Annotated in this window: 19 protein-coding genes; 10 read left to right on the top strand and 9 right to left on the bottom strand. The window is 63.5% G+C overall.

The window, feature by feature from the left end; genetic code table 11:
* Nucleotides 1–221: 221 nt before the first annotated feature.
* The 10 genes from glyA to ACV17W_RS10225 all read left to right on the top strand — a co-directional run bounded on the left by glyA (nt 222) and on the right by ACV17W_RS10225 (nt 11,561).
* Entirely contained in the window at nt 222–1,466 is a 1,245-nt protein-coding gene (glyA, locus tag ACV17W_RS10270; protein WP_462596314.1) for a serine hydroxymethyltransferase, read from the top strand.
* A gap of 118 nt (nt 1,467–1,584) precedes the next feature.
* Nucleotides 1,585–2,067 carry a transcriptional regulator NrdR gene (gene nrdR, locus ACV17W_RS10265; protein ID WP_462596313.1) on the top strand — a complete coding sequence of 161 codons (483 nt, stop codon included), beginning with the start codon at nt 1,585–1,587 and terminating at the stop codon, nt 2,065–2,067.
* Nucleotides 2,068–2,138: 71 nt separating this feature from the next.
* Entirely contained in the window at nt 2,139–3,053 is a 915-nt protein-coding gene (locus ACV17W_RS10260) for a helix-turn-helix domain-containing protein (RefSeq protein ID WP_462596312.1), read from the top strand.
* Nucleotides 3,054–3,209: 156 nt separating this feature from the next.
* A complete protein-coding gene (locus ACV17W_RS10255; protein WP_462596311.1) occupies nt 3,210–4,184 on the top strand; it encodes a tripartite tricarboxylate transporter substrate-binding protein in 975 nt (324 codons plus the stop codon).
* Nucleotides 4,185–4,242: 58 nt separating this feature from the next.
* Nucleotides 4,243–4,566 (top strand): NIPSNAP family protein, encoded by a 324-nt coding sequence (locus ACV17W_RS10250; RefSeq protein WP_462596310.1) that lies wholly within the window; start codon nt 4,243–4,245, stop codon nt 4,564–4,566.
* Nucleotides 4,567–4,700: 134 nt separating this feature from the next.
* Nucleotides 4,701–5,807, top strand: coding sequence for a bifunctional diaminohydroxyphosphoribosylaminopyrimidine deaminase/5-amino-6-(5-phosphoribosylamino)uracil reductase RibD (gene ribD, locus ACV17W_RS10245; RefSeq protein WP_462596517.1), 1,107 nt, complete (start codon nt 4,701–4,703; stop codon nt 5,805–5,807).
* A 32-nt stretch (nt 5,808–5,839) separates the two neighbouring features.
* Nucleotides 5,840–6,457 carry a riboflavin synthase gene (locus ACV17W_RS10240; RefSeq protein ID WP_462596309.1) on the top strand — a complete coding sequence of 206 codons (618 nt, stop codon included), beginning with the start codon at nt 5,840–5,842 and terminating at the stop codon, nt 6,455–6,457.
* Nucleotides 6,458–6,801: 344 nt separating this feature from the next.
* Nucleotides 6,802–8,727 (top strand): PrkA family serine protein kinase, encoded by a 1,926-nt coding sequence (locus ACV17W_RS10235; RefSeq protein WP_462596308.1) that lies wholly within the window; start codon nt 6,802–6,804, stop codon nt 8,725–8,727.
* Nucleotides 8,728–8,739: 12 nt separating this feature from the next.
* Nucleotides 8,740–9,999, top strand: coding sequence for a YeaH/YhbH family protein (locus ACV17W_RS10230; RefSeq protein WP_462596307.1), 1,260 nt, complete (start codon nt 8,740–8,742; stop codon nt 9,997–9,999).
* Nucleotides 9,996–11,561: a SpoVR family protein gene (locus tag ACV17W_RS10225; RefSeq protein ID WP_462596306.1), complete on the top strand. Its 1,566-nt coding sequence runs from the start codon at nt 9,996–9,998 to the stop codon at nt 11,559–11,561. Before ACV17W_RS10230 ends, ACV17W_RS10225 begins: the two co-directional genes overlap by 4 nt.
* A gap of 118 nt (nt 11,562–11,679) precedes the next feature.
* Here ACV17W_RS10225 and ACV17W_RS10220 read toward each other — a convergent pair whose 3' ends face one another.
* From ACV17W_RS10220 to ACV17W_RS10180, 9 genes are read right to left on the bottom strand one after another with little or no spacing between them, the layout of a single operon-like run.
* Nucleotides 11,680–12,846: an acetyl-CoA acetyltransferase gene (locus ACV17W_RS10220; RefSeq protein WP_462596305.1), complete on the bottom strand. Its 1,167-nt coding sequence runs from the start codon at nt 12,844–12,846 to the stop codon at nt 11,680–11,682.
* Nucleotides 12,843–13,223 carry a Zn-ribbon domain-containing OB-fold protein gene (locus tag ACV17W_RS10215; RefSeq protein ID WP_462596304.1) on the bottom strand — a complete coding sequence of 127 codons (381 nt, stop codon included), beginning with the start codon at nt 13,221–13,223 and terminating at the stop codon, nt 12,843–12,845. Before ACV17W_RS10215 ends, ACV17W_RS10220 begins: the two co-directional genes overlap by 4 nt.
* Nucleotides 13,224–13,228: 5 nt before the next feature.
* On the bottom strand, nt 13,229–13,690 hold the full coding sequence (locus ACV17W_RS10210; protein WP_462596303.1) for a MaoC family dehydratase: 462 nt from the start codon (nt 13,688–13,690) through the stop codon (nt 13,229–13,231).
* On the bottom strand, nt 13,683–14,669 hold the full coding sequence (locus ACV17W_RS10205; RefSeq protein ID WP_462596302.1) for an NAD(P)H-dependent flavin oxidoreductase: 987 nt from the start codon (nt 14,667–14,669) through the stop codon (nt 13,683–13,685). The genes ACV17W_RS10210 and ACV17W_RS10205 overlap by 8 nt, the downstream gene beginning before the upstream one ends.
* Nucleotides 14,670–15,344, bottom strand: a complete 675-nt coding sequence (locus tag ACV17W_RS10200) for a 3-oxoacid CoA-transferase subunit B (RefSeq protein ID WP_462596301.1) — start codon at nt 15,342–15,344, stop codon at nt 14,670–14,672.
* The gene (locus ACV17W_RS10195) at nt 15,329–16,006 is read right to left on the bottom strand and encodes a CoA transferase subunit A (protein WP_462596300.1); all 678 of its coding nucleotides are present in this window, start codon (nt 16,004–16,006) and stop codon (nt 15,329–15,331) included. The genes ACV17W_RS10200 and ACV17W_RS10195 overlap by 16 nt, the downstream gene beginning before the upstream one ends.
* A gap of 2 nt (nt 16,007–16,008) precedes the next feature.
* Complete coding sequence (locus ACV17W_RS10190) at nt 16,009–16,905, bottom strand: SDR family oxidoreductase (RefSeq protein ID WP_462596299.1); 897 nt, start codon at nt 16,903–16,905, stop codon at nt 16,009–16,011.
* Nucleotides 16,886–17,734 carry an enoyl-CoA hydratase-related protein gene (locus tag ACV17W_RS10185; protein ID WP_462596298.1) on the bottom strand — a complete coding sequence of 283 codons (849 nt, stop codon included), beginning with the start codon at nt 17,732–17,734 and terminating at the stop codon, nt 16,886–16,888. The genes ACV17W_RS10190 and ACV17W_RS10185 overlap by 20 nt, the downstream gene beginning before the upstream one ends.
* A 5-nt stretch (nt 17,735–17,739) precedes the next feature.
* Nucleotides 17,740–18,732 (bottom strand): tripartite tricarboxylate transporter substrate binding protein, encoded by a 993-nt coding sequence (locus tag ACV17W_RS10180; protein ID WP_462596297.1) that lies wholly within the window; start codon nt 18,730–18,732, stop codon nt 17,740–17,742.
* Between the last annotated feature and the right edge of the window lie 20 nt (nt 18,733–18,752).

Below are 18,752 nucleotides of genomic sequence, written 5' to 3'. Positions count from 1 at the left end.
GCCTTGAGCGCGGCTATCGCGGGCCTGCAGCATGAATCTTTTTCACGCTGGCTTGAGCCGCATTTCTCGAGTGTCGGGCCTGCGGCCCGATTCGTCGCGCCCGGCGCGATTTTCGGCCGTTTTCGGGGCGAGGCGCCGCGGCTGACCAGCGCCGGCGCGGTAAACTAGCGGGCATTCCTCATCCGGCTTTTCCTCTTTTTACCTTCCAGGAACTCCCCGTCATGTTCGACCGCAAACTCGCCCTGTCCCAGGTAGACCCCGAAGTCTGGGCCGCCATCCAGAAAGAAGACGTACGCCAGGAACAGCATATCGAGCTGATCGCGTCCGAAAACTACGCCAGTCCGGCGGTCATGCAGGCCCAGGGCACGCAACTGACCAACAAGTACGCCGAAGGCTACCCGGGCAAGCGCTACTACGGTGGCTGCGAGTATGTCGACGTGGTCGAGCAACTGGCCATCGACCGCCTGAAGCAACTGTTCGGCGCCGAAGCGGCCAACGTGCAGCCCAACTCCGGTTCGCAGGCCAACCAGGGCGTATACATGGCGGTCCTGAAGCCCGGCGACACCGTGCTCGGCATGAGCCTGGCCGAAGGCGGGCACCTGACGCACGGCGCGTCGGTGAATGCCTCGGGCAAGTTGTACAACTTCATTTCGTATGGGCTCGACGCCAACGAAGTGCTGAACTATGCGCAGGTCGAGCAACTCGCCAAAGAACACAAGCCCAAGCTCATCGTGGCGGGCGCTTCGGCCTATGCCCTGCATATCGATTTCGAACGCATGGCGCGCATCGCGCACGACAATGGCGCGTTGTTCATGGTTGATATCGCCCACTACGCGGGCCTGGTGGCGGGCGGTGCGTATCCGAACCCGGTGCCGCACGCCGACTTCGTCACGTCCACCACGCACAAGTCGCTGCGTGGCCCCCGTGGCGGCGTCATCATGATGAAAGCCGAATATGAAAAGATGATCAACTCGGCCATCTTCCCCGGTATCCAGGGTGGCCCGCTCATGCACGTCATTGCCGCCAAGGCCGTGGCGTTCAAAGAAGCTCTTGAGCCCGAATTCAAAGCATACGCGCAGCAAGTGGCCAAGAATGCCCAGGTGCTGGCCGAGACGCTGGTCAAGCGCGGGCTGCGCATCGTATCGGGCCGCACGGAAAGCCACGTCATGTTGGTGGACCTGCGCCCGAAGGGCATCACGGGCAAAGAAGCCGAGGCCGTCCTGGGCCAGGCGCACATCACCGTGAACAAGAACGCCATTCCGAACGACCCGGAAAAGCCCTTCGTGACCAGCGGCATCCGCCTGGGCACGCCGGCCATGACCACCCGCGGCTTCAAGGAAGCCGAAGCCGAACTCACGGCCAACCTGATCGCCGACGTGCTCGACAATCCCCGCGACGAAGCCAATATCGCGTCGGTGCGCGCGCGCGTCAACGAACTGACCGCCCGCCTGCCCGTCTACGGCTGACCCTGGTCGGGGCGGCGGCCGCGTGCCGCCGCCAGTGGCGTGGTTTTCCAACGCCGGCCGCCTGTGGCGGGCCGGCGTCGTTACAATACGCCAAATAATTGCACTGGGGGCCGGCAACATGAAATGCCCATTCTGCGGCAACGTCGACACACAGGTGGTAGACAGCCGGGTGTCCGAAGAAGGCGATACGATCAGGCGGCGCCGCCGCTGCCTGGCCTGTGACAAGCGGTTCACGACCTACGAACGTATCGAACTGGCCATGCCCTCGGTCGTCAAGCGCAACGGCAGCCGTAGCGACTATGACACCGCCAAGCTGCGCGCGAGCCTGTCGCTGGCATTGCGCAAACGCCCGGTCAGCACCGTGCAGGTCGACAGCGTCGTCGCGCGCATCGAAGAAACCCTGCTGGCCAGCGGGCTGCGCGAAGTCTCCACGGAACATATCGGCGAACTGGTCATGGCCGAGCTGAAGAAGCTCGATAAAGTCGCTTATGTGCGCTTTGCCTCGGTGTACAAGAACTTCGAAGATATCGGCGAATTCGTCGAGGCCATACGCGAGATGCAGGGCCCCATGCTGCCGGGAAAACTGCGGCGCGAATCATAAGGCACGGCGGCGAGCCACACGCGGAAACCGTCGGTTTCCCGCCGTCGGTGCTCATCGCGAATACCAGGCACATGACCCGCACGCAGAACGACGCCCCGGACCGCGGCCCCGGCTCTTCCGGTTTCCCGACCTTCGAGACCACCGATTTCGCCGGTGTGGGGTCGTTTTACATCGATCTCGTCAAACTGCAGGGCAGGCCCGAGATCCCGCGCGGTTTTCCGCATCGCCACGCCTATTACCACATCCTGTGGATGTCCCGGGCGCACGGCTCGCACATGGTGGACTTCCAGCATCTCGACGTGCGGGACCGGTCGGTATTCTTCCTGGGCCCTGGCCAGCTGCATGCCTGGAATTCGACGGTCCGGCCCGAGGGCTACGTCATGAACATCAGCACGGCGTTCTTTACGCATATGTTCCCGCGTGCCGACGATATTGCCCGGTTTCCGTTTTTTCACCCCGGCGGCGGCGCTCCTGTCTTGCGCCTGAGCCCAGAACAGCACGATGAGTTGCTGCCCTTGCTGCAGGCCATGGAAAACGAACTGCAGGTGCGGCTCCTGGGCTGCTACGACGTGGTGCGTTCGTATCTGCTGATCCTGCTGACCCGGTTGCGCCGTCTGTATGCCATGGACGACAACGTGCTGCGGGCGGGCCGCAGCTATCCGCTTGCCAAGCGGTTTGCCCTGCTGGTGGAAGAGCACTACCTGACCTTGCGGGGCATGCGCGAATACGCCGATGCGCTGGCGGTCAGCGAGCGCCAGTTGAACGAAGCCGTCAAGCGCACGACGGGCCGTACCGCCAGCCGCTTGGTGCAGGAACGCATCGTGCTCGAAGCCAAGCGACTGCTCGCCAATACCGACCTGGCGGTCGCCGAAATCGGCTTCGCCCTGAACTTTGAAGATCCCGCGTATTTTGCGCGCTTTTTCAAAAAGCACACCACGCGCACGCCGGGGCAGTTCCGCGCGGACACGCAGAGTTTGCGCGCCTGACCGCGCAGAAAAGTGCAATTCAAGCTCTGAATCGTCCTAACACGGCGGGGCGTTTCCTACCTACAGTACGCAGCAGGCGCCGCAAGGCGCAGTGGCCGCGCCGCGTGTGCTGCCCAGGAACGCTACGGTCCGACAGTGACCAAAGGAGACAAGAGCATGAATTCCATTTACGCCCGCCTGCTGCGGCCGCTGCTGGCCGCAGCCCTTACGCTGAGCAGCGGCGCTGCGGCCGCGGCTTTTCCAGAACGTCCTGTTCGTATCGTCGTGCCATTCGCGGCCGGAGGCGCCACCGATGTAATCGCGCGCACGGTGGCTCAGGAACTGGCCGCCAAGCTGGGCCAGCCTGTCATCGTTGAAAACCGTGCGGGGGCCAACGGCAACATCGGGGCCGCCGCGGCCGCCCGAGCGGACGCCGACGGCTACACGCTGCTGATGGCGACTTCCAGCCACGCCATCAATGCCACGCTGTATCGCGACCTGGACTACAGTCTGACCCGGGATTTCGTGGGCCTGTCCAACCTGGCGTCGGTGCCGCTGTTGCTGGTCGCCAACCCGCAAGTGCCAGCCAACACCGCCGTCGAGATGTCCGCCTACGTGCGGGAAAACGGGGAGCGCCTGGCGTACGCGTCGGGTGGCACCGGCACGGCGGCGCACCTGGCCGGCGCGCAGTTCGGCGCATTGTCGCAGGCCCGACCCACGCATGTGCCCTACAAGGGCGGCGCGCTGGCCCTGAACGATCTCATCGGTGGGCAGGTGCAGTTCATGTTCGCCAACCTGCCCGAGGTGCTGTCCCATGTCCAGGCAGGGCGCCTCAAGCCCATCGCCGTGACGGGCCAGCAGCGTCATGCGGCCTTGCCCGAGGTGCCGGCCTTTGCGGAAACGCCCTTCAAGGACATGGCGGCGCGTTCCTGGTTCGGTCTGTTCGTGCGCGCAGGCACGCCGCCCGAGATTGTGGAGCGGCTGTCGGTGGCCATCTCGGAAAGCGTGGCCGCGCCCTCCGTGCAAAGCAAGCTCAAAAGCCTGGGCGCGGACCCGGTAGGCGATGGCCACGCCGCCTTCAATGCCTATGTGGCGCAAGAGGTCGACCGCTGGCGCGCCCTGGTCGAGGCGTCAGGCGCCTCGCCGGGTTGACCCCGGCCGCGGCCGACGGCCCCCGCCCCATCTTCACTTCATCCCATCAGGAGATTCCATGCTTTACGACGTACGCATCTATACCTGCCAGCCCGGCAAGATCAAGAAGCACCTGGCGCTGTATGCCGAGCACGGCTATGACGTGCAGCGTCGCCACCTGGGCGAGCCGCTGGCATACATGCAGACCGAGACCGGGGACGTCAACAGCTACGTGCACATATGGGTTTATGAAGACGCCGCCGACCGCGCCCGCAAGCGGGCCGCCTTGCAGGCCGACCCCGGCTGGGCCGCCTATCTCGCGCGCAGCAGCGAAGCCGGATACCTGGTCTCGCAGCGCAATCAGCTCATGACGCCGGTGCCTTTCTTCAAGCCCGGGGCCTGACGACTGCCGGCCGGCGCGGCGCCCGTCCCGCCGGCCAGAACCCGCCCGGCCGCCGTACGCCTGCTTGCATCAGCTGCGGCGGGCATACAATCGCAGGCGTGACTGAAACCACCGAACCTGGCGACCTGATCTGGATGCGGCGCGCGCTTGCGCTGGCCCGCTCCGTCATGACTTCGACCACGCCCAATCCGCGCGTGGGGTGTGTGATCGTGCGCGAAGGGCGCGTGCTGGGCGAGGGCGCCACGCAACCACCGGGCGGCCCGCATGCAGAAGTCGTCGCCTTGCGCGATGCCGCGGCCCGGGGCGAAACGGTGCAGGGCTCCACTATGTATGTCACGCTGGAGCCTTGCAGCCACTATGGCCGCACACCTCCCTGCGTTGACGCCGTCATTGCCGCCCGGCCCGCCCGCGTGGTCGTGGCCATGGGCGACCCCAACCCGCAGGTGGGCGGTCGTGGACTAGCCCGCCTGCGCGAGTCCGGCATCCCGGTCGCGACCGGCGTCTGTCATGACGAAGCGCTCGAAATCAACGCCGGCTTCGTGGCCCGCATGAGTCGCGGAACGCCCTGGGCCTGGGTAAAGATGGCAGCTTCGCTCGATGGCCGCAGCGCCCTGCACAACGGCGTTTCGCAATGGATCACCGGCAAAGCCGCGCGCGCCGACGGCCACGCGTGGCGCGCCCGCAGCTGCATCGTGCTGACCGGTATGGGAACCGTGCTCAAAGATAATCCGCGCCTGAACGTGCGCAGCGTGGATACGCCTCGCCAGCCATGCCGGGCCGTGGTGGACGGCCGTTTCGAAATTCCCGAGGACGCTCGCCTGCTGGATGGCGGCGATGTCATCGTGTTCACGGCGCGGCCCGATGCGGCGAAGGCAGCGCGGCTGGCCAGGCGCGATGTACGTGTCGTGGCCCTGCCCGGACGAGCCGCCGATCATGTCGATCTTCCTGCCGTCATGCAGTGGCTGGGCGAGCACGACTTCAACGAAGTGCACGTCGAGGCGGGCGCCGGCCTGGGTGGCGCGCTGATGTCGGCGGGGTGCGTCGACGAATTGCTGGTGTACCTGGCCCCGGTACTATTGGGCGATGCCGCGGCCATGCTGCGGTTGCCCCTTATCGAGCACCTGGACAGTGCGCGGCGCTTTGAATTCACCGACGTCGCGCGCCTGGGCCCCGATTTGCGGTTGCGCGCGCGCGATGCCGCGCGATGGGATGCGCTGCGGCGCGTCACCGATTGCCGCTGACTTTTTCATGCATTCATCGCAGGAGACCTGATATGTTTACTGGCCTGGTAGCGGCGGTGGGCCGCATCGTCCGCCTCGACCCGCTGGCCGATTCCAACGAGGGCGGCGTGCGCCTGCATATCGACGCCGGCGCCCTTGATCTCTCCGACGTGCGCATTGGCGATTCCATTGCCGTGCAAGGCGCCTGCATGACGGTCGTGGCGCTGCAGGGCAGGGTTTTCCAGGTAGATGTTTCGCGAGTCAGCCTCGACCTGACGGTGGGCCTGGATCGTGAAGGCGAAGTCAACCTCGAAAAATCCCTGCGCGTGGGTGACCAGATCGGCGGGCACTTGGTTTCGGGGCATATCGATGGGCTGGGCGAAGTGCTGCGCTTTGACGCGGCAGGCGAATCGCGCGAGCTGGCCATCCGCGTGCCGCCCAGCCTGGCGCGCTATCTCGCATACAAGGGGTCCATTACGGTCAACGGGATCAGCCTGACGGTGAACAGCGTTACCGACCTGGCCGACGGATGCGAGATCAGCATCAATATTATTCCGCACACGCAATCGGTGACCACCTTGCGCAACGTGCGGCCGGGTGACCGCGTCAATCTCGAAGTCGACACCATCGCGCGTTATGTCGAACGCATGATGTCGCTGCCGGCCAGCTGAGGCGCAGCGTTGCAAAACGCCGGCGGCAGGTGCTAGCGCTCGCCGCCGCTCGCTGCCAGTCGCGCGATGGGCCCGCCGCTTGCTACGGCACGGGCACAGCATGGTGGTGCCGCCATGCATTGAAACGCCTTGGTATGAATCTTTGCGGATTCGCGGAACTGTTTCTCTGCAGAGCAGCCTAACCCTTAATAAGCGCGTCAGCCCAATCTATGGTGTGTGCCGAAAGCAACATATCAAGATGATGTGCATGACTCGATGCCCGGAATGTCTGGCTACATCGAGAAATGAGGAACACAATGGGACGACGGACTTATTAACCGACCATGCGCTGTAGGAGGTTATCCGTGCAAAACATCGTCGAAGGCTTCAAGTCGCAGTACGCGAAAGACCAGGAAACTGAGCTTTCTCTCGAAGACTACCTGGCGCTCGCCAGGAAAGATCCCATGGCCTATGCCAGTCCTGCAGAACGCATGCTGGCAGCCATAGGCGAACCAGAACTGGTCGACACCCGCAACGATCCCCGTCTGTCACGGTTATTCTCCAACCGGATCGTTCGTCGGTACCCTGCATTCAAGGAATTCTTCGGGCTGGAAGAAGTCATCGACCAGATCGTGGCTTTCTTCAAGCATGCCGCGCAGGGTCTGGAAGAACGCAAGCAGATTCTCTACCTGCTGGGTCCGGTGGGCGGGGGCAAGTCCTCCATTGCCGAGCGCCTCAAAGCGCTGATGGAAACCTATCCCATCTACGCGCTCAAAGGATCACCGGTGAACGAGTCGCCCTTGGGCTTGTTCCACCCCGAGCGCTTTGGCGACACGCTCGAAAAAGAATACGGCATACCGCGCCGCTATCTCAGCGGCATCATGTCTCCCTGGGCGGTCAAGCGCCTGAAAGAATTCGATGGCGATATTTCAAAATTTCGCGTCGTGCGGCTGAATCCGTCGGTACTGCGGCAGGTAGCCATCGCCAAGACGGAACCGGGCGACGAAAACAACCAGGACATTTCCTCTCTGGTTGGCAAGGTCGATATACGCAAGCTCGACCGGCATTCGCAAGATGATCCCGACGCGTACAGCTATTCGGGTGGCTTGTGCCTGGCCAACCAGGGCTTGCTCGAATTCGTCGAGATGTTCAAGGCGCCGATCAAGATGCTGCACCCCTTGCTGACGGCCACGCAAGAGGGCAACTTCAAGGGCACCGAAGGGTTTTCAGCCATTCCGTTCAATGGCACCATCCTGGCCCACTCGAACGAATCCGAATGGCAGACCTTCCGTAACAACAAGCACAATGAAGCGTTCCTCGACCGTATCTATATTGTCAAGGTGCCTTATTGCCTGCAGGTGACCGAAGAGGTCGAGATCTACAGGAAGCTGCTGCGCAACAGTTCGCTGGCCACCGCGCCCTGCGCGCCCGGTACCCTCGAGATGATGGCGCAGTTCTCGGTGCTTACGCGCCTGAAAGAGCCCGAAAACTCGAGCGTTTATTCAAAACTTCGCGTGTATGACGGCGAGTCGCTGAAAGACGTCGACCCCAAGGCCAAGGCGCTGCAGGAATATAAAGATTACGCCGGCACCGACGAAGGCATGACGGGTGTGTCCACACGCTTCGCGTACAAGATTCTGTCCAGCGTGTTCAACCACGACCAGACCGAGGTCGCGGCCAACCCTGTGCACCTCATGTATGTCCTTGAACAACGAATTGGCCGGGAAGACTATCCGGAAGAGATCCGGCGGCGGTATCTCGATTTCATCAAGGGGTACCTGGCGCCGCGTTATGCCGAATTCATTGGCAAGGAAATCCAGACCGCCTACCTGGAGTCGTATTCAGAGTACGGACAGAACATTTTCGACCGCTACGTGACCTTTGCCGACTGCTGGATCCAGGACGAAGAGTTCCGCGATCCCGAAACGGGCGAAAGCTTCGACCGCAGCGCGCTGAACGACGAACTGGAAAAAATCGAGAAGCCGGCCGGCATTGCGAACCCTAAAGATTTCCGCAACGAGATCGTCAATTTCGTGCTGCGCGCTCGCGCCAACAATGCGGGCCGCAACCCTACCTGGACCAGCTACGAAAAGCTGCGCGAAGTGATCGAGAAGAAGATGTTCTCGAACACCGAAGACCTGCTGCCGGTGATTTCATTCAACGCCAAGGCCTCGGCCGAGGACAAGAGCAAGCACCAGAGCTTTGTCGACCGCATGGTTGAAAAAGGCTATACCGAGAAGCAGGTGCGTCTGCTGTGCGAATGGTACCTGCGCGTGAGGAAATCATCCTGAGCGAGGTGAATCATGAATTCACTCATCGATCGGCGCCTGAACGGCCGCAATAAAAGCGCGGTTAACCGCGAGCGCTTTCTCAGGCGATATAAAGACCAGATCCGCCGGGCCGTACAGGATCTGGTTCGCGAGCGGTCCATCGAAGACATGGACCAGGGCGGGGAAATCAATCTGCCCACTCGCGATATTTCAGAGCCGCATTTCCGTCACGGCCCCGGCGGCGACCGCGAGCTGGTGCATCCGGGCAATCGTGAATTCGCCAAGGGCGACACCTTCCAGCGCCCATCGGGCGGCGAAGGGCAGGGCGGGTCCGAGCCCGGCGAGGGCGAGGCGGTAGACCAGTTCACGTTCAGCCTCTCGCGAGCCGAATTTCTGAACCTGTTCTTCGAAGACCTGGAGCTGCCGCACCTGATCCGCACTCAGCTGGGTGACGTCACCCAGAGAAAATGGCAGCGGGCCGGATACACCACCACGGGATCGCCCAGCCTGCTCAGTGTGAGCCGCACCCTGAAGGCCTCTTTGTCTCGCCGAGTGGCGCTGGGCGTGGCGGCACGAGCCGAGCTCGAAGCGGCGCAGGCCCGGCTGGATGCCGCGATTGCAGCCGGCGCGCCGCCAGACCAGATCGAGGCGCTGCGCAAGGCCGTTGAAGATTGCACCAACCGCCTGGCGCGGCTGCCATTTCTCGACGATGTAGACCTGCGCTACCGCAACCGCGTCTCGGTGGCCATGCCCATGGCGCGCGCCGTCATGTTCTGCCTGATGGATGTATCGGGCTCGATGGATGAAGGCAAGAAAGACCTGGCCAAGCGCTTCTTCACACTGCTGTACCTGTTTCTGTCGCGCAAATACGAGCATGTGGATGTGGTGTTCGTTCGCCACACCGACAACGCCGAAGAAGTGGATGAACAGACCTTCTTCTACGACCCGAAGAGCGGCGGCACCATTGTCTTGTCGGCGCTCGAGCTCATGCACAAGATCATGCATGAACGCTATCCGCCTGACGCCTGGAACGTCTACGCGGCGCAGGCCAGCGACGGAGACTCATTCGGCGCCGACGCGGGCAAGAGTGCGCGCTTCCTCGCCGAGAAACTCCTGCCTGCCACCCGCTACTTTGCCTACATCGAAGTGCCCGACTCGCAAGAGGCCCGCAAGAGCAGCCTGTGGGCCGAATACGAGCAGGAATCGGCGCCGCATTTCGCCATGCGCCGCATTCATGAACGCGGCGAGATCTACCCCGTGTTCCATGACCTGTTCAAAAAGGAAACCGCATGAACGCCATCATGGGCTCTCGTGCCGAGCTGGAGGCCCTTGGGCATGCCCGGCCCATTTCAGAAGGTTCCGAGTGGACGTTCGAACTCATCCAGCGCTATGACGAGGCCATCGCCGAGGTGGCCGCGGAGTTCGGGCTGGACACCTACCCGAACCAGATCGAAGTCATCACGTCCGAGCAGATGCTCGATGCGTATGCGTCGGCCGGTCTGCCCATCGGCTATCCGCATTGGTCCTACGGCAAGGAATTCATACGCAACGAGCAGTACTACCGGCGGGGTATGCAGGGCCTGGCCTACGAAATCGTCATCAATTCCAACCCGTGCATCTCATACCTGATGGAAGAGAACACCATGGCCATGCAGGCCCTGGTGATCGCGCACGCGTGCTACGGCCATAACTCGTTCTTCAAGGGCAACTACCTGTTCCGCCAATGGACCGATGCCGACAGTATCCTGGACTACCTGGTGTTCGCCAGGAAGTTCGTGATGGACTGCGAAAGCCGCTACGGCATCGATGCGGTAGAGTCGGTGCTGGACTCCTGCCACGCCCTGACCCCGCACGGGGTAGACCGCTACAAGCGTCCGGCCCCCGTCTCGTACAAGGAAGAGGCGCAGCGGCAGGCCGAGCGCGAAGAGCACGCCCGCCTGCAGTACAACGATCTGTGGCGCACGCTGCCGCGCAGCGAGCCCGATGCGGCCGATGAAAAGCGGCGCATTGCCTTCCCGCCCGAGCCCGAAGAGAATCTGCTGTACTTCATTGAAAAGCACTCGCCCAGGCTCGAACCGTGGCAGAAAGAGCTGGTGCGCATCGTGCGCAAGATCGCCCAGTACTTCTATCCGCAGGGCCAGACGAAGGTCATGAACGAGGGATGGGCCACGTTCTGGCATTACACCCTGCTGAACCGCCTGCATCAGAAGGGCCTGGTGACCGACGGCTTCATGATGGAATTCCTGCAGAGCCATACCAATGTGGTCAGTCAGCGGGGCTTCGACGAGCAAGGCTATGGCGGCATCAACCCCTACGCCCTGGGGTTCGCAATGATGCAGGACATACGACGCATTTGCGAGTCGCCCACGCCCGAAGACCGCCAATGGTTTCCGGATATCGCCGGCAGCGACTGGGTCAAGACCCTGGACTTCGCGATGCGCAATTTCAAGGACGAATCTTTTATTTCGCAGTACCTGTCGCCGCGGCTGATACGCGAATTTCGCTTCTTCGCCATTGCCGACCACCAGTCCAACCCGGTGCTGGAGGTGGCGGCCATTCACGACGACGAGGGCTACCGGCAGATTCGCAAGCTGCTCGCCGCGCAGCACAACCGCGATAACCAGGTGCCCGACATCCAGATCGTGCGGTACCGGCGCGAATCGGATCGCTCGCTCGTGTTGCGCCACCTGCAGACGCGCGGCCGTCCGCTGGCCAATGAAGATGCCGAACAGGTCATGAAGCACCTGGGCCGGCTGTGGGGCTTCAAGGTAAGGCTGGAAGAGGCCGCGCCCGACGGGTCAGTGATCGCGTATCGCGAAGTGAACGCCTCCGCGCCGTATCGCGACGGCAACTGAACGGCGCGGCCCGCGGCCTGGCTCCGGGCCATCCGCGTGGCGAGCGACAGCCTGGTGTCGTTCGGCCGGGCGCCTGACTTGCCGGCAGGCGCGAATGACGCGGCGCCATGCGCCAGGCTCAGCCTGGCTGGTCGGCCCGGCCCAGCAATACCGTTGCCTGCGAAGAAAGCACCCCGCCGTTGCCGTGGGCCAGCGCGGTCCGCGCATTGGGTATCTGGCGTTCGCCGCATTCTCCTCGCAGTTGCCGCACGGCCTCGACCAGCAGCAGCAGGCCGTACATGCCCGGGTGGCAGTATGAGAGCCCGCCCCCGTTGGTATTGACGGCGAGCCGACCGCCCGGCGCTATCGCGCCATCCTGCACAAAGCGACCTCCTTCGCCCTTGGGGCAGACCCCCAGGTCTTCAAGGAACAGAATGGTGTTGATGGTGAATGCGTCATAGAGCATCAGGACGTCGACGTCCTGGATGCCAAGGCCGGACTGGCGGTAAGCCTGGCGCCCGGACTCGACGGCCCCGGTGGTGACGAGATCGGGCATCGACGAAATGCTGGCGTGCGTGGCGCAGTGCCCGAAGCCCAAAGGCAGCACGGCCGGCCGGGCCAGGTGGGCGGCCCGGTCGGCCGTCGTGACGACGATGGCCCCGCCGCCGTCATTGACGAGACAGCAGTCGCGCACGGTGAGGGGTTCGCTGACCATGGGCGAAGCCAGCACCTGCTCGATGGTCAGCGGCTTCTTTTCCCAGGCGACGGGGTTGAGCAGCGCCCATTGCCGGGCGGCTACCGCCACCTCGGCCAGCTGCTCGCGGGTGGTGCCGAACTCGTGCATATGCCGGGCCGCTGCCAGCGCGTAGGCGCTGGGGGGCAGAAAAGGCCGGAAGGGCGATTCGTAGGGATTGCGCTCGGCCGGCGCGACATTGCTGCGGCCGGCGCTGCGCTGCGTGCTGCCATAGGCGATTACGACGGCGTTGCAGGTTCCGGCTTCCACCGCCTCGCAGGCGCGCTGCAGATGCAGCAGGAAGGATGATCCGCCTACCGAGGTGGACTCGAGATAGGCGTTGGGCCTGTTCAGGTACTCTGCCAGGCCCAGCGCCGCCATGCGCATTTGCGAGGTGGCGGCGAAGATTCCATCGATATCGGACAGCGCGAGGCCTGCGTCGCCCACCGCGCGCAGCGTGGCCTGAGCCATCAGGTCAAGCGGCGATGTGCCAGCCGGCACTTGACCGAGGTCTGATTCCGCCACACCCACAATCACGGCGCGGCGCCCCTGGGCACGATAAGTGGCGTTCATTGCGTGCGCTCCGTGTCCAGATCGAAGATGGGAAACAAGGTGTCGCCATCTTCGCCGACCCCCGAAAAACGGACCGGGGCGCCAATGGCGACGGGCTTGGATGCGGCCTGCACCGAGCTCATCAGCCGGAACCCTTCGGCCATGTCGATCAGCGTGACGTTGTAGGGAGGCTCGCCGCGCCGGTGGACCACGGTGTTGCTGTAGACCACGCCACGGCCTTGCGAGACGCGCCACTCGAGCGAGGTCTCGCCGGTATATGGGCAGGCCACGCGGGGATAGAACACAGCCTTGCGCGCGGCCGGGCTGTATTGATAGGCGAGCCGTCCCTCCCGCAGATGCGATTGGTAGATGGCGAACACGGATTGCTGGGCGTCCATGCGATTCACGAAGGGTTGAAGATGAGGGAGATGGTCGTGGCGCTCATTGCCGGGCGAGCCTTTCCTTCGATCTCGATGGTGTTGTCGTAGACCAGCTTCCAGTAGTTGCCCTGGCTGGACACTTCCATCAGCTTGCGATGCAGCCGGATGCGGTCCCCGCATTGCACCGGCTCGATGAAGCGCACACGCTCGGAACCGTAATTGATGCCCTTGCCCCGCTGGCGCACGTTGATCATGCCTTTGCTCAGCCCCGTGATGAACGACAACGTGAGCCACCCATGAGCGATCGTCTTCCCATCGGGCAACTCGCGTCTGGCCCGCTCTTGATCGACGTGGATCCAGTTGTCGTCGCCAGACAGGCGCGCAAAATCATCGATCATTTCCTGCGTGATGGTGAGCCACGCGCTGAAACCGAGATCTTGACCCGCATGCTGCTGCAGGTCGGAAGGCTTATCCACTTCAAGCATGCTGAACTCCCTTCTCGAAGACGCCATTCAGGCGGCTGTACACAATGTCTTCGGCTTCGCGCATGATGGAAGCCAGGAGCGCCTCGCAAGTGGGCACGTCATCGATCAGCGCCTGGCATAGGCCCACCGTCCAGATGCCAGCGTCGATGTCGCCTTCTTCGTACACCCGGCGGCCGCGCGCGCCCGACACCACGGGGCCGATCTCTCCGATGCCGGCGCCCCTGGATTCGAGTTCCAGCACGCTGCGTGCGACGGCATTGGCGGCAACACGGCTGCTGTTGCGCAGGCTGCGCAGTATCACACTGGTGTCGTTCTCGGTCTGCGCCACGATGGCGTCCTTGATGCGCGCATGAATCGGCGATTCCACCGTGCACATGAATCGAGTACCCATATTGATGCCTTCAGCGCCCAGACTCAGGGCCGCCACGAGGGATGCGCCGGTGGCCATTCCGCCCGAAGCGATCACCGGAATCTGTAGCGCCCGGGCTGCGCGGGGGATGAGCACGAAGTTGGGAATGTCATCCTCGCCCACGTGGCCAGCGCATTCGAAGCCGTCGATACTGACGATGTCCACGCCGAGTTCCTGCGCTTTCAGGGCATGGCGCACCGTCGTGCATTTATGAATCACCCGGATGCCGTGCTTGCGGAAGGCCTGGACGTGCTCGCCCGGGTTGTTGCCCGCCGTCTCGACGATCCGGATGCCGGACTCGATGATCGCTGCCCTGTACTCGTCATAGGGAACGGGCTTTAGCGTCGGCAGGATGGTGAGGTTCACGCCGAAGGGCTGGTCGGTCATCTCGCGCGTGCGACGGATCTCGGCCATCAGCGCATCCGGGCTGGGCTGGGTCAGGGCTGTCAGTATGCCGAGGCCACCCGCGTTAGAAACGGCCGCGGCCAGTTCTGCATAGCTCACCCATTGCATACCTCCCTGGACAATCGGGTAGCGTATGTTCAATAACTCCGTCACGCGCGTCTTCATTCAGGTCTCCGGGACTTCATAGGTTCTGCAAGCATCTGAGACCGACAGCGGTGCGTCGGAAATGGCCTGCAGTGCTTCGATTGTGATTCCCGGCAGCATGCGCTCCACGCGTACGCCATCGGGCGTGATACTCATCATCGCGTAATCGGTGTATATGCGCTCTACGCACTGCATGCCGGTCAGCGGATATGTGCATCGCTTCATGATGCGCGGCGCGCCATCCCGCGTGCAGTGTTCCATGAGCACCCACACACGCTTTGCCCCCGCGGCCAGATCCATGGCGCCACCGACGCCAGGGATCTGCGTGCTGTCGCCCGTGGTCCAGTTTGCGAGATCTCCGTTGGCAGCCACCTGGAACGCACCCAGGCAGGCGACGTCGATATGGCCGCCGCGTATCATCAGGAAGGAATCGCTATGGCTGAACACCGAGGCCCCGGGAAGCAGCGTCACAAACTGCTTGCCGGCGTTCACCACATCGCGGTCTTCCTGGCCGGGCTCGGGTTTGGGGCCCAGGCCCAGCAGGCCTTGCTCGCTGTGCAGCTGCACGCCCTTGCCGGCCGCCAGGTAATCGGCGATCAGAGTGGGCAGGCCTATGCCCAGGTTCACATAGGAATTCTCAGGGAGATCGTCCGCCACGATGCGGGCAATCTGCTTGCGGCTCAATCCCTCGCGCATGGCACCTCCAGAATACGGTCGACGAATATGCCGGGTGTGATGATGTGTTCGGGATCCAGGTCGCCCGGCGCTACTATTTCCTCCACCTGCGCAACGGTGACCGGCGCCGCCCCAGCCATGACCGGGTTGTTGATGCGTGCGCCGCGGTGGTAGACCAGGTTGCCCAGGGTATCGCCACGCCTGCCCCGGATCAGCGCCATATCGCCGCGCAGCGGGGTTTCGAATACATAGGTGCGCCCGTTGAATTCCCGGGTTTCCTTTCCCCGGGCCAGGTCGGTGCCGGCCGCGGTGGCGGTGTAGAACCCGGCGATGCCGGCTGCTCCCGCGCGTATCCTTTCCGCCAACGTGCCTTGCGGCACGAGTTCGATCTCGATCTTGCCGGCGTGATACAGGTCGTCGATGATGCTGTGGCCATATAGCCCGCGCGGGAACGAGCATATGAACTTGCGTATGCGGCGGCCCTCGAGCATGGTCGCGATCACGTCGCTGCCCGTGGTGGTGTTGTTGGCGACGATCACCAGGTCGCGCGCCCCGGCTTCATAGACGCCCCACAGCAGATCCGCGGGACGGCCCGAAGTGCCAAAGCCCCCGACCAGCAGGGTGTCGCCGTCTTTTACTCCCTGAACCGCAGCGGCGAGCGTCTCTATGCGCTTGCTCGACATAGTCAGTCCAATTCCTTGCCGGACATGTCGGCATTGCGCCGTGCGCGCTGGAAGGCGTCCAGCAACTGCCTGCCGCATTCGACCGGGTCCTGCGAGGGCTCGCCTTCGGGGCCCCGGTGCCAGCCTTCCATAATGGCAAGATGGCCGCCGCCGGCTTCGATCACCCGGCCCGTCAGGCCACCGCCCTGCACGCTGGCCAGCCATACGACCACAGGGGCCACCCAGTGCGGCGCGCGCAGTTGCAATTCCTCGGGCGTGCGTTCGCGCAAGCCTTCCGTCATGCGTGTCTGGGCGTGAGGAGAAATGGCGTTCACGGTGACGCCGTACCGCTTCAGCTCACGCGCTGTGATGATGGTAAAGCCTGCGATGCCGGCCTTGGCCGCCCCGTAGTTGCTCTGCCCGATGTTGCCGAAGATGCCGGACGTAGAGGTCGTGTTGATGAGTCGGGCGTCCACCGGCGTTCCCTTGTGGCGCTCGCGCCAGTACACGGCAGCGTGGTGCGATGTCGCAAAGGTACCCTTCAAGTGCACCCGGATGACGTCGTCCCAGTCTGACTCTTCCATGTTGACCATCATGCGGTCGCGCAGGATGCCGGCATTGTTTACCAGAACATCAAGGCCGCCGAATGTGTCGATGGCATGGTGCACCAGGCGGCGCGCGCCTTCCCAGTCGCTGACGTCGTCATGGTTGGCCACGGCCTTGCCTCCCTCGGCACGAATGGCGTCCACGACCTGGGCGGCTGCGGAATCGTCGCGGCCATGGCCATCACGCGATGTCCCGATGTCGTTGACGACGACGCTGGCCCCATGGCGTGCCAACTGCAGCGCGTACTCGCGCCCCAGGCCCTGGCCTGCGCCCGTGACGATGGCAATCCGGCCCTCACACAACTTCGTTTGCACGGTTTCCTCCTGCTTGTTTCGATAATGGTCCGGCGCCCAGCCGGGCTAGCGCCTCGCGGTGGCCGGGCGAAAGCACACATGCCACATGCCGCTGTGCCTCCAGGCGCAGCACCTCGTCCAGCGGCTGTGCAGGCGCCTCGCGCAAGTTCTGCTTCAACTGTCGCAATGAGAAGGTGGCGGTTTCGCACCAGCGCCCGATAATGCGCGCCTCGAGATCCGCCAGCTCGCCCGGGTCCACCACCCGCTGCACCAGGCCCATGGCGTAGGCGCGGTCGGCGTCGATCATTTCGTCCAGCAGATAAAGCTCGTGCGCGCCGCCGACGCCGACGGCCCTCGGCAAGAAATAATGGCCGCCGAAGTCGCCGCTCAGCCCCAATCGCAGAAACCCCGTTCGAAATCCGGCGCTGCGGTCGGCAATACGGATGTCGCACGCCATGGCCATCGACAGCGCGGCGCCGATGGCCGGTCCGCGCATCACGGCCAGCGTAGGCACCGGGAAGTCGTGCAGGCATTTCACGATGCCGCTACGGCGTATCAGGCGCTCGATACGCGCGCATTCCGACGTGTCGCTGCCGGCAGCGGCCATGCGGCGCACGTCGCCTCCGGCGCTGAAGGCGTCGCCGGCCCCGGTCAGCACGAGGGCATGCAGGTCGGATCTCTGGGCGGCGGCAGCGAGAGTCTCGCGCAGCCCGTCGTACATGGCGGGCGTCAGCGCGTTTTTCTTCCCGGGCCGGTTGAGTATGATCCGCAGCACGCCCGGGCGCGAGTCGTCAATGAGAAGTTCCCGCGCACCGGCCTGTTCCGCTTCGTCCTTGCTGGCGCTGTTCATGTCGCTCACTGCACCGGAATGGCTGTTTCCTTGCCGGTCAGGGCCAGCACACGCTTCATCCGCGCACCTTCATCCTGGAAGGTCTTCTTGGCGTATGCCGTGTATTCTTCCGGCCCCATGTAGGTAATGGGCATGCCTACGCTTTCCATGAACTTGATGTATTCGGGGTTCGCCAGGGCTTGCTTGAAGGCGGCATCAAGCTTTTTGACGACGGCCGGGTCCATGCCCGAAGGGCCTACCACTCCCATGGGAGAGCGGGCCTCGACGTCGAATCCGGACTCGCGCACGGTGGGAACATCGGGGTAGTCGCTGCCGCGCTGGCCATTCATGGTTGCCAGGATGCGGATCTTGCCCTCTGCCACCAATTGCGCCAGCATGCCCGAACCGCCACCGACAATAATGTCGACCTGACCGCCTAGCAATGCAGTGACGTTGTCAGTGCCGCCCTTGTACGGTACGTGCATCATCTCGCCTCCCGCGGCGGCGACGACGTCATCCATCGTCATCTGAGGCGTGCTGTAGATTCCGGGCGATCCATAGGTGTACTTGCCCGGCTCCTTCTTGGCGTCCGCCAGCAGGTCGCCCAGGGATTTCCACGGAGAATCGCCTCGCGCCGCGATCAGATAGCTGTAGTCGGCAATGCCCGACACATAGGTCAGGTCGGCAACCGGGTCGAAATCGACTTTCTGAATATAGGGAATGCGGAACACACCGCCGGGCACGATGGCCAGCGTGTAGCCGTCCGGCTTGGCAGTCTTCAGCGCCGTCGCGCCCAACGTCCCGTTCGCGCCGCCCCGGTTCTGGATGACCAGCGTCTGCCCCAGTGGTTGCTTGACGTGTTCGACCAGCTTGCGAATGACTACGTCGGTAAGTCCGCCCGCCGCATACGGAACGATGAGCGTGACAGGCCGTTCGGGAAATTTATCGGCGTTGGCGCCATGAGCCATAGGCGCAATTGCCGCCAGACTGAGCAGCGCTGCGGACCAGATTCTCTTCATGCCTTCCTCCTGTTCGTTTA

Source organism: Bordetella sp. MIP270_01_BMS (assembly GCF_054958705.1).
This window is presented reverse-complemented; position numbering and strand designations above follow the sequence as displayed.

What these genes read in the sequence shown, in the direction of transcription:
- ACV17W_RS10195 (WP_462596300.1), bottom strand. Translation starts at nt 16,006, where the DNA reads ATGTCGAGCAAGCGCATAGAGACGCTCGCCGCTGCGGTTCAGGGAGTA.
- glyA (WP_462596314.1), top strand. Translation starts at nt 222, where the DNA reads ATGTTCGACCGCAAACTCGCCCTGTCCCAGGTAGACCCCGAAGTCTGG.
- nrdR (WP_462596313.1), top strand. Translation starts at nt 1,585, where the DNA reads ATGAAATGCCCATTCTGCGGCAACGTCGACACACAGGTGGTAGACAGC.
- ACV17W_RS10210 (WP_462596303.1), bottom strand. Translation starts at nt 13,690, where the DNA reads ATGCTTGAAGTGGATAAGCCTTCCGACCTGCAGCAGCATGCGGGTCAA.
- ACV17W_RS10260 (WP_462596312.1), top strand. Translation starts at nt 2,139, where the DNA reads ATGACCCGCACGCAGAACGACGCCCCGGACCGCGGCCCCGGCTCTTCC.
- ACV17W_RS10220 (WP_462596305.1), bottom strand. Translation starts at nt 12,846, where the DNA reads ATGAACGCCACTTATCGTGCCCAGGGGCGCCGCGCCGTGATTGTGGGT.
- ACV17W_RS10255 (WP_462596311.1), top strand. Translation starts at nt 3,210, where the DNA reads ATGAATTCCATTTACGCCCGCCTGCTGCGGCCGCTGCTGGCCGCAGCC.
- ribD (WP_462596517.1), top strand. Translation starts at nt 4,701, where the DNA reads ATGCGGCGCGCGCTTGCGCTGGCCCGCTCCGTCATGACTTCGACCACG.
- ACV17W_RS10250 (WP_462596310.1), top strand. Translation starts at nt 4,243, where the DNA reads ATGCTTTACGACGTACGCATCTATACCTGCCAGCCCGGCAAGATCAAG.
- ACV17W_RS10215 (WP_462596304.1), bottom strand. Translation starts at nt 13,223, where the DNA reads ATGGACGCCCAGCAATCCGTGTTCGCCATCTACCAATCGCATCTGCGG.
- ACV17W_RS10230 (WP_462596307.1), top strand. Translation starts at nt 8,740, where the DNA reads ATGAATTCACTCATCGATCGGCGCCTGAACGGCCGCAATAAAAGCGCG.
- ACV17W_RS10205 (WP_462596302.1), bottom strand. Translation starts at nt 14,669, where the DNA reads ATGAAGACGCGCGTGACGGAGTTATTGAACATACGCTACCCGATTGTC.
- ACV17W_RS10180 (WP_462596297.1), bottom strand. Translation starts at nt 18,732, where the DNA reads ATGAAGAGAATCTGGTCCGCAGCGCTGCTCAGTCTGGCGGCAATTGCG.
- ACV17W_RS10200 (WP_462596301.1), bottom strand. Translation starts at nt 15,344, where the DNA reads ATGCGCGAGGGATTGAGCCGCAAGCAGATTGCCCGCATCGTGGCGGAC.
- ACV17W_RS10225 (WP_462596306.1), top strand. Translation starts at nt 9,996, where the DNA reads ATGAACGCCATCATGGGCTCTCGTGCCGAGCTGGAGGCCCTTGGGCAT.
- ACV17W_RS10240 (WP_462596309.1), top strand. Translation starts at nt 5,840, where the DNA reads ATGTTTACTGGCCTGGTAGCGGCGGTGGGCCGCATCGTCCGCCTCGAC.
- ACV17W_RS10185 (WP_462596298.1), bottom strand. Translation starts at nt 17,734, where the DNA reads ATGAACAGCGCCAGCAAGGACGAAGCGGAACAGGCCGGTGCGCGGGAA.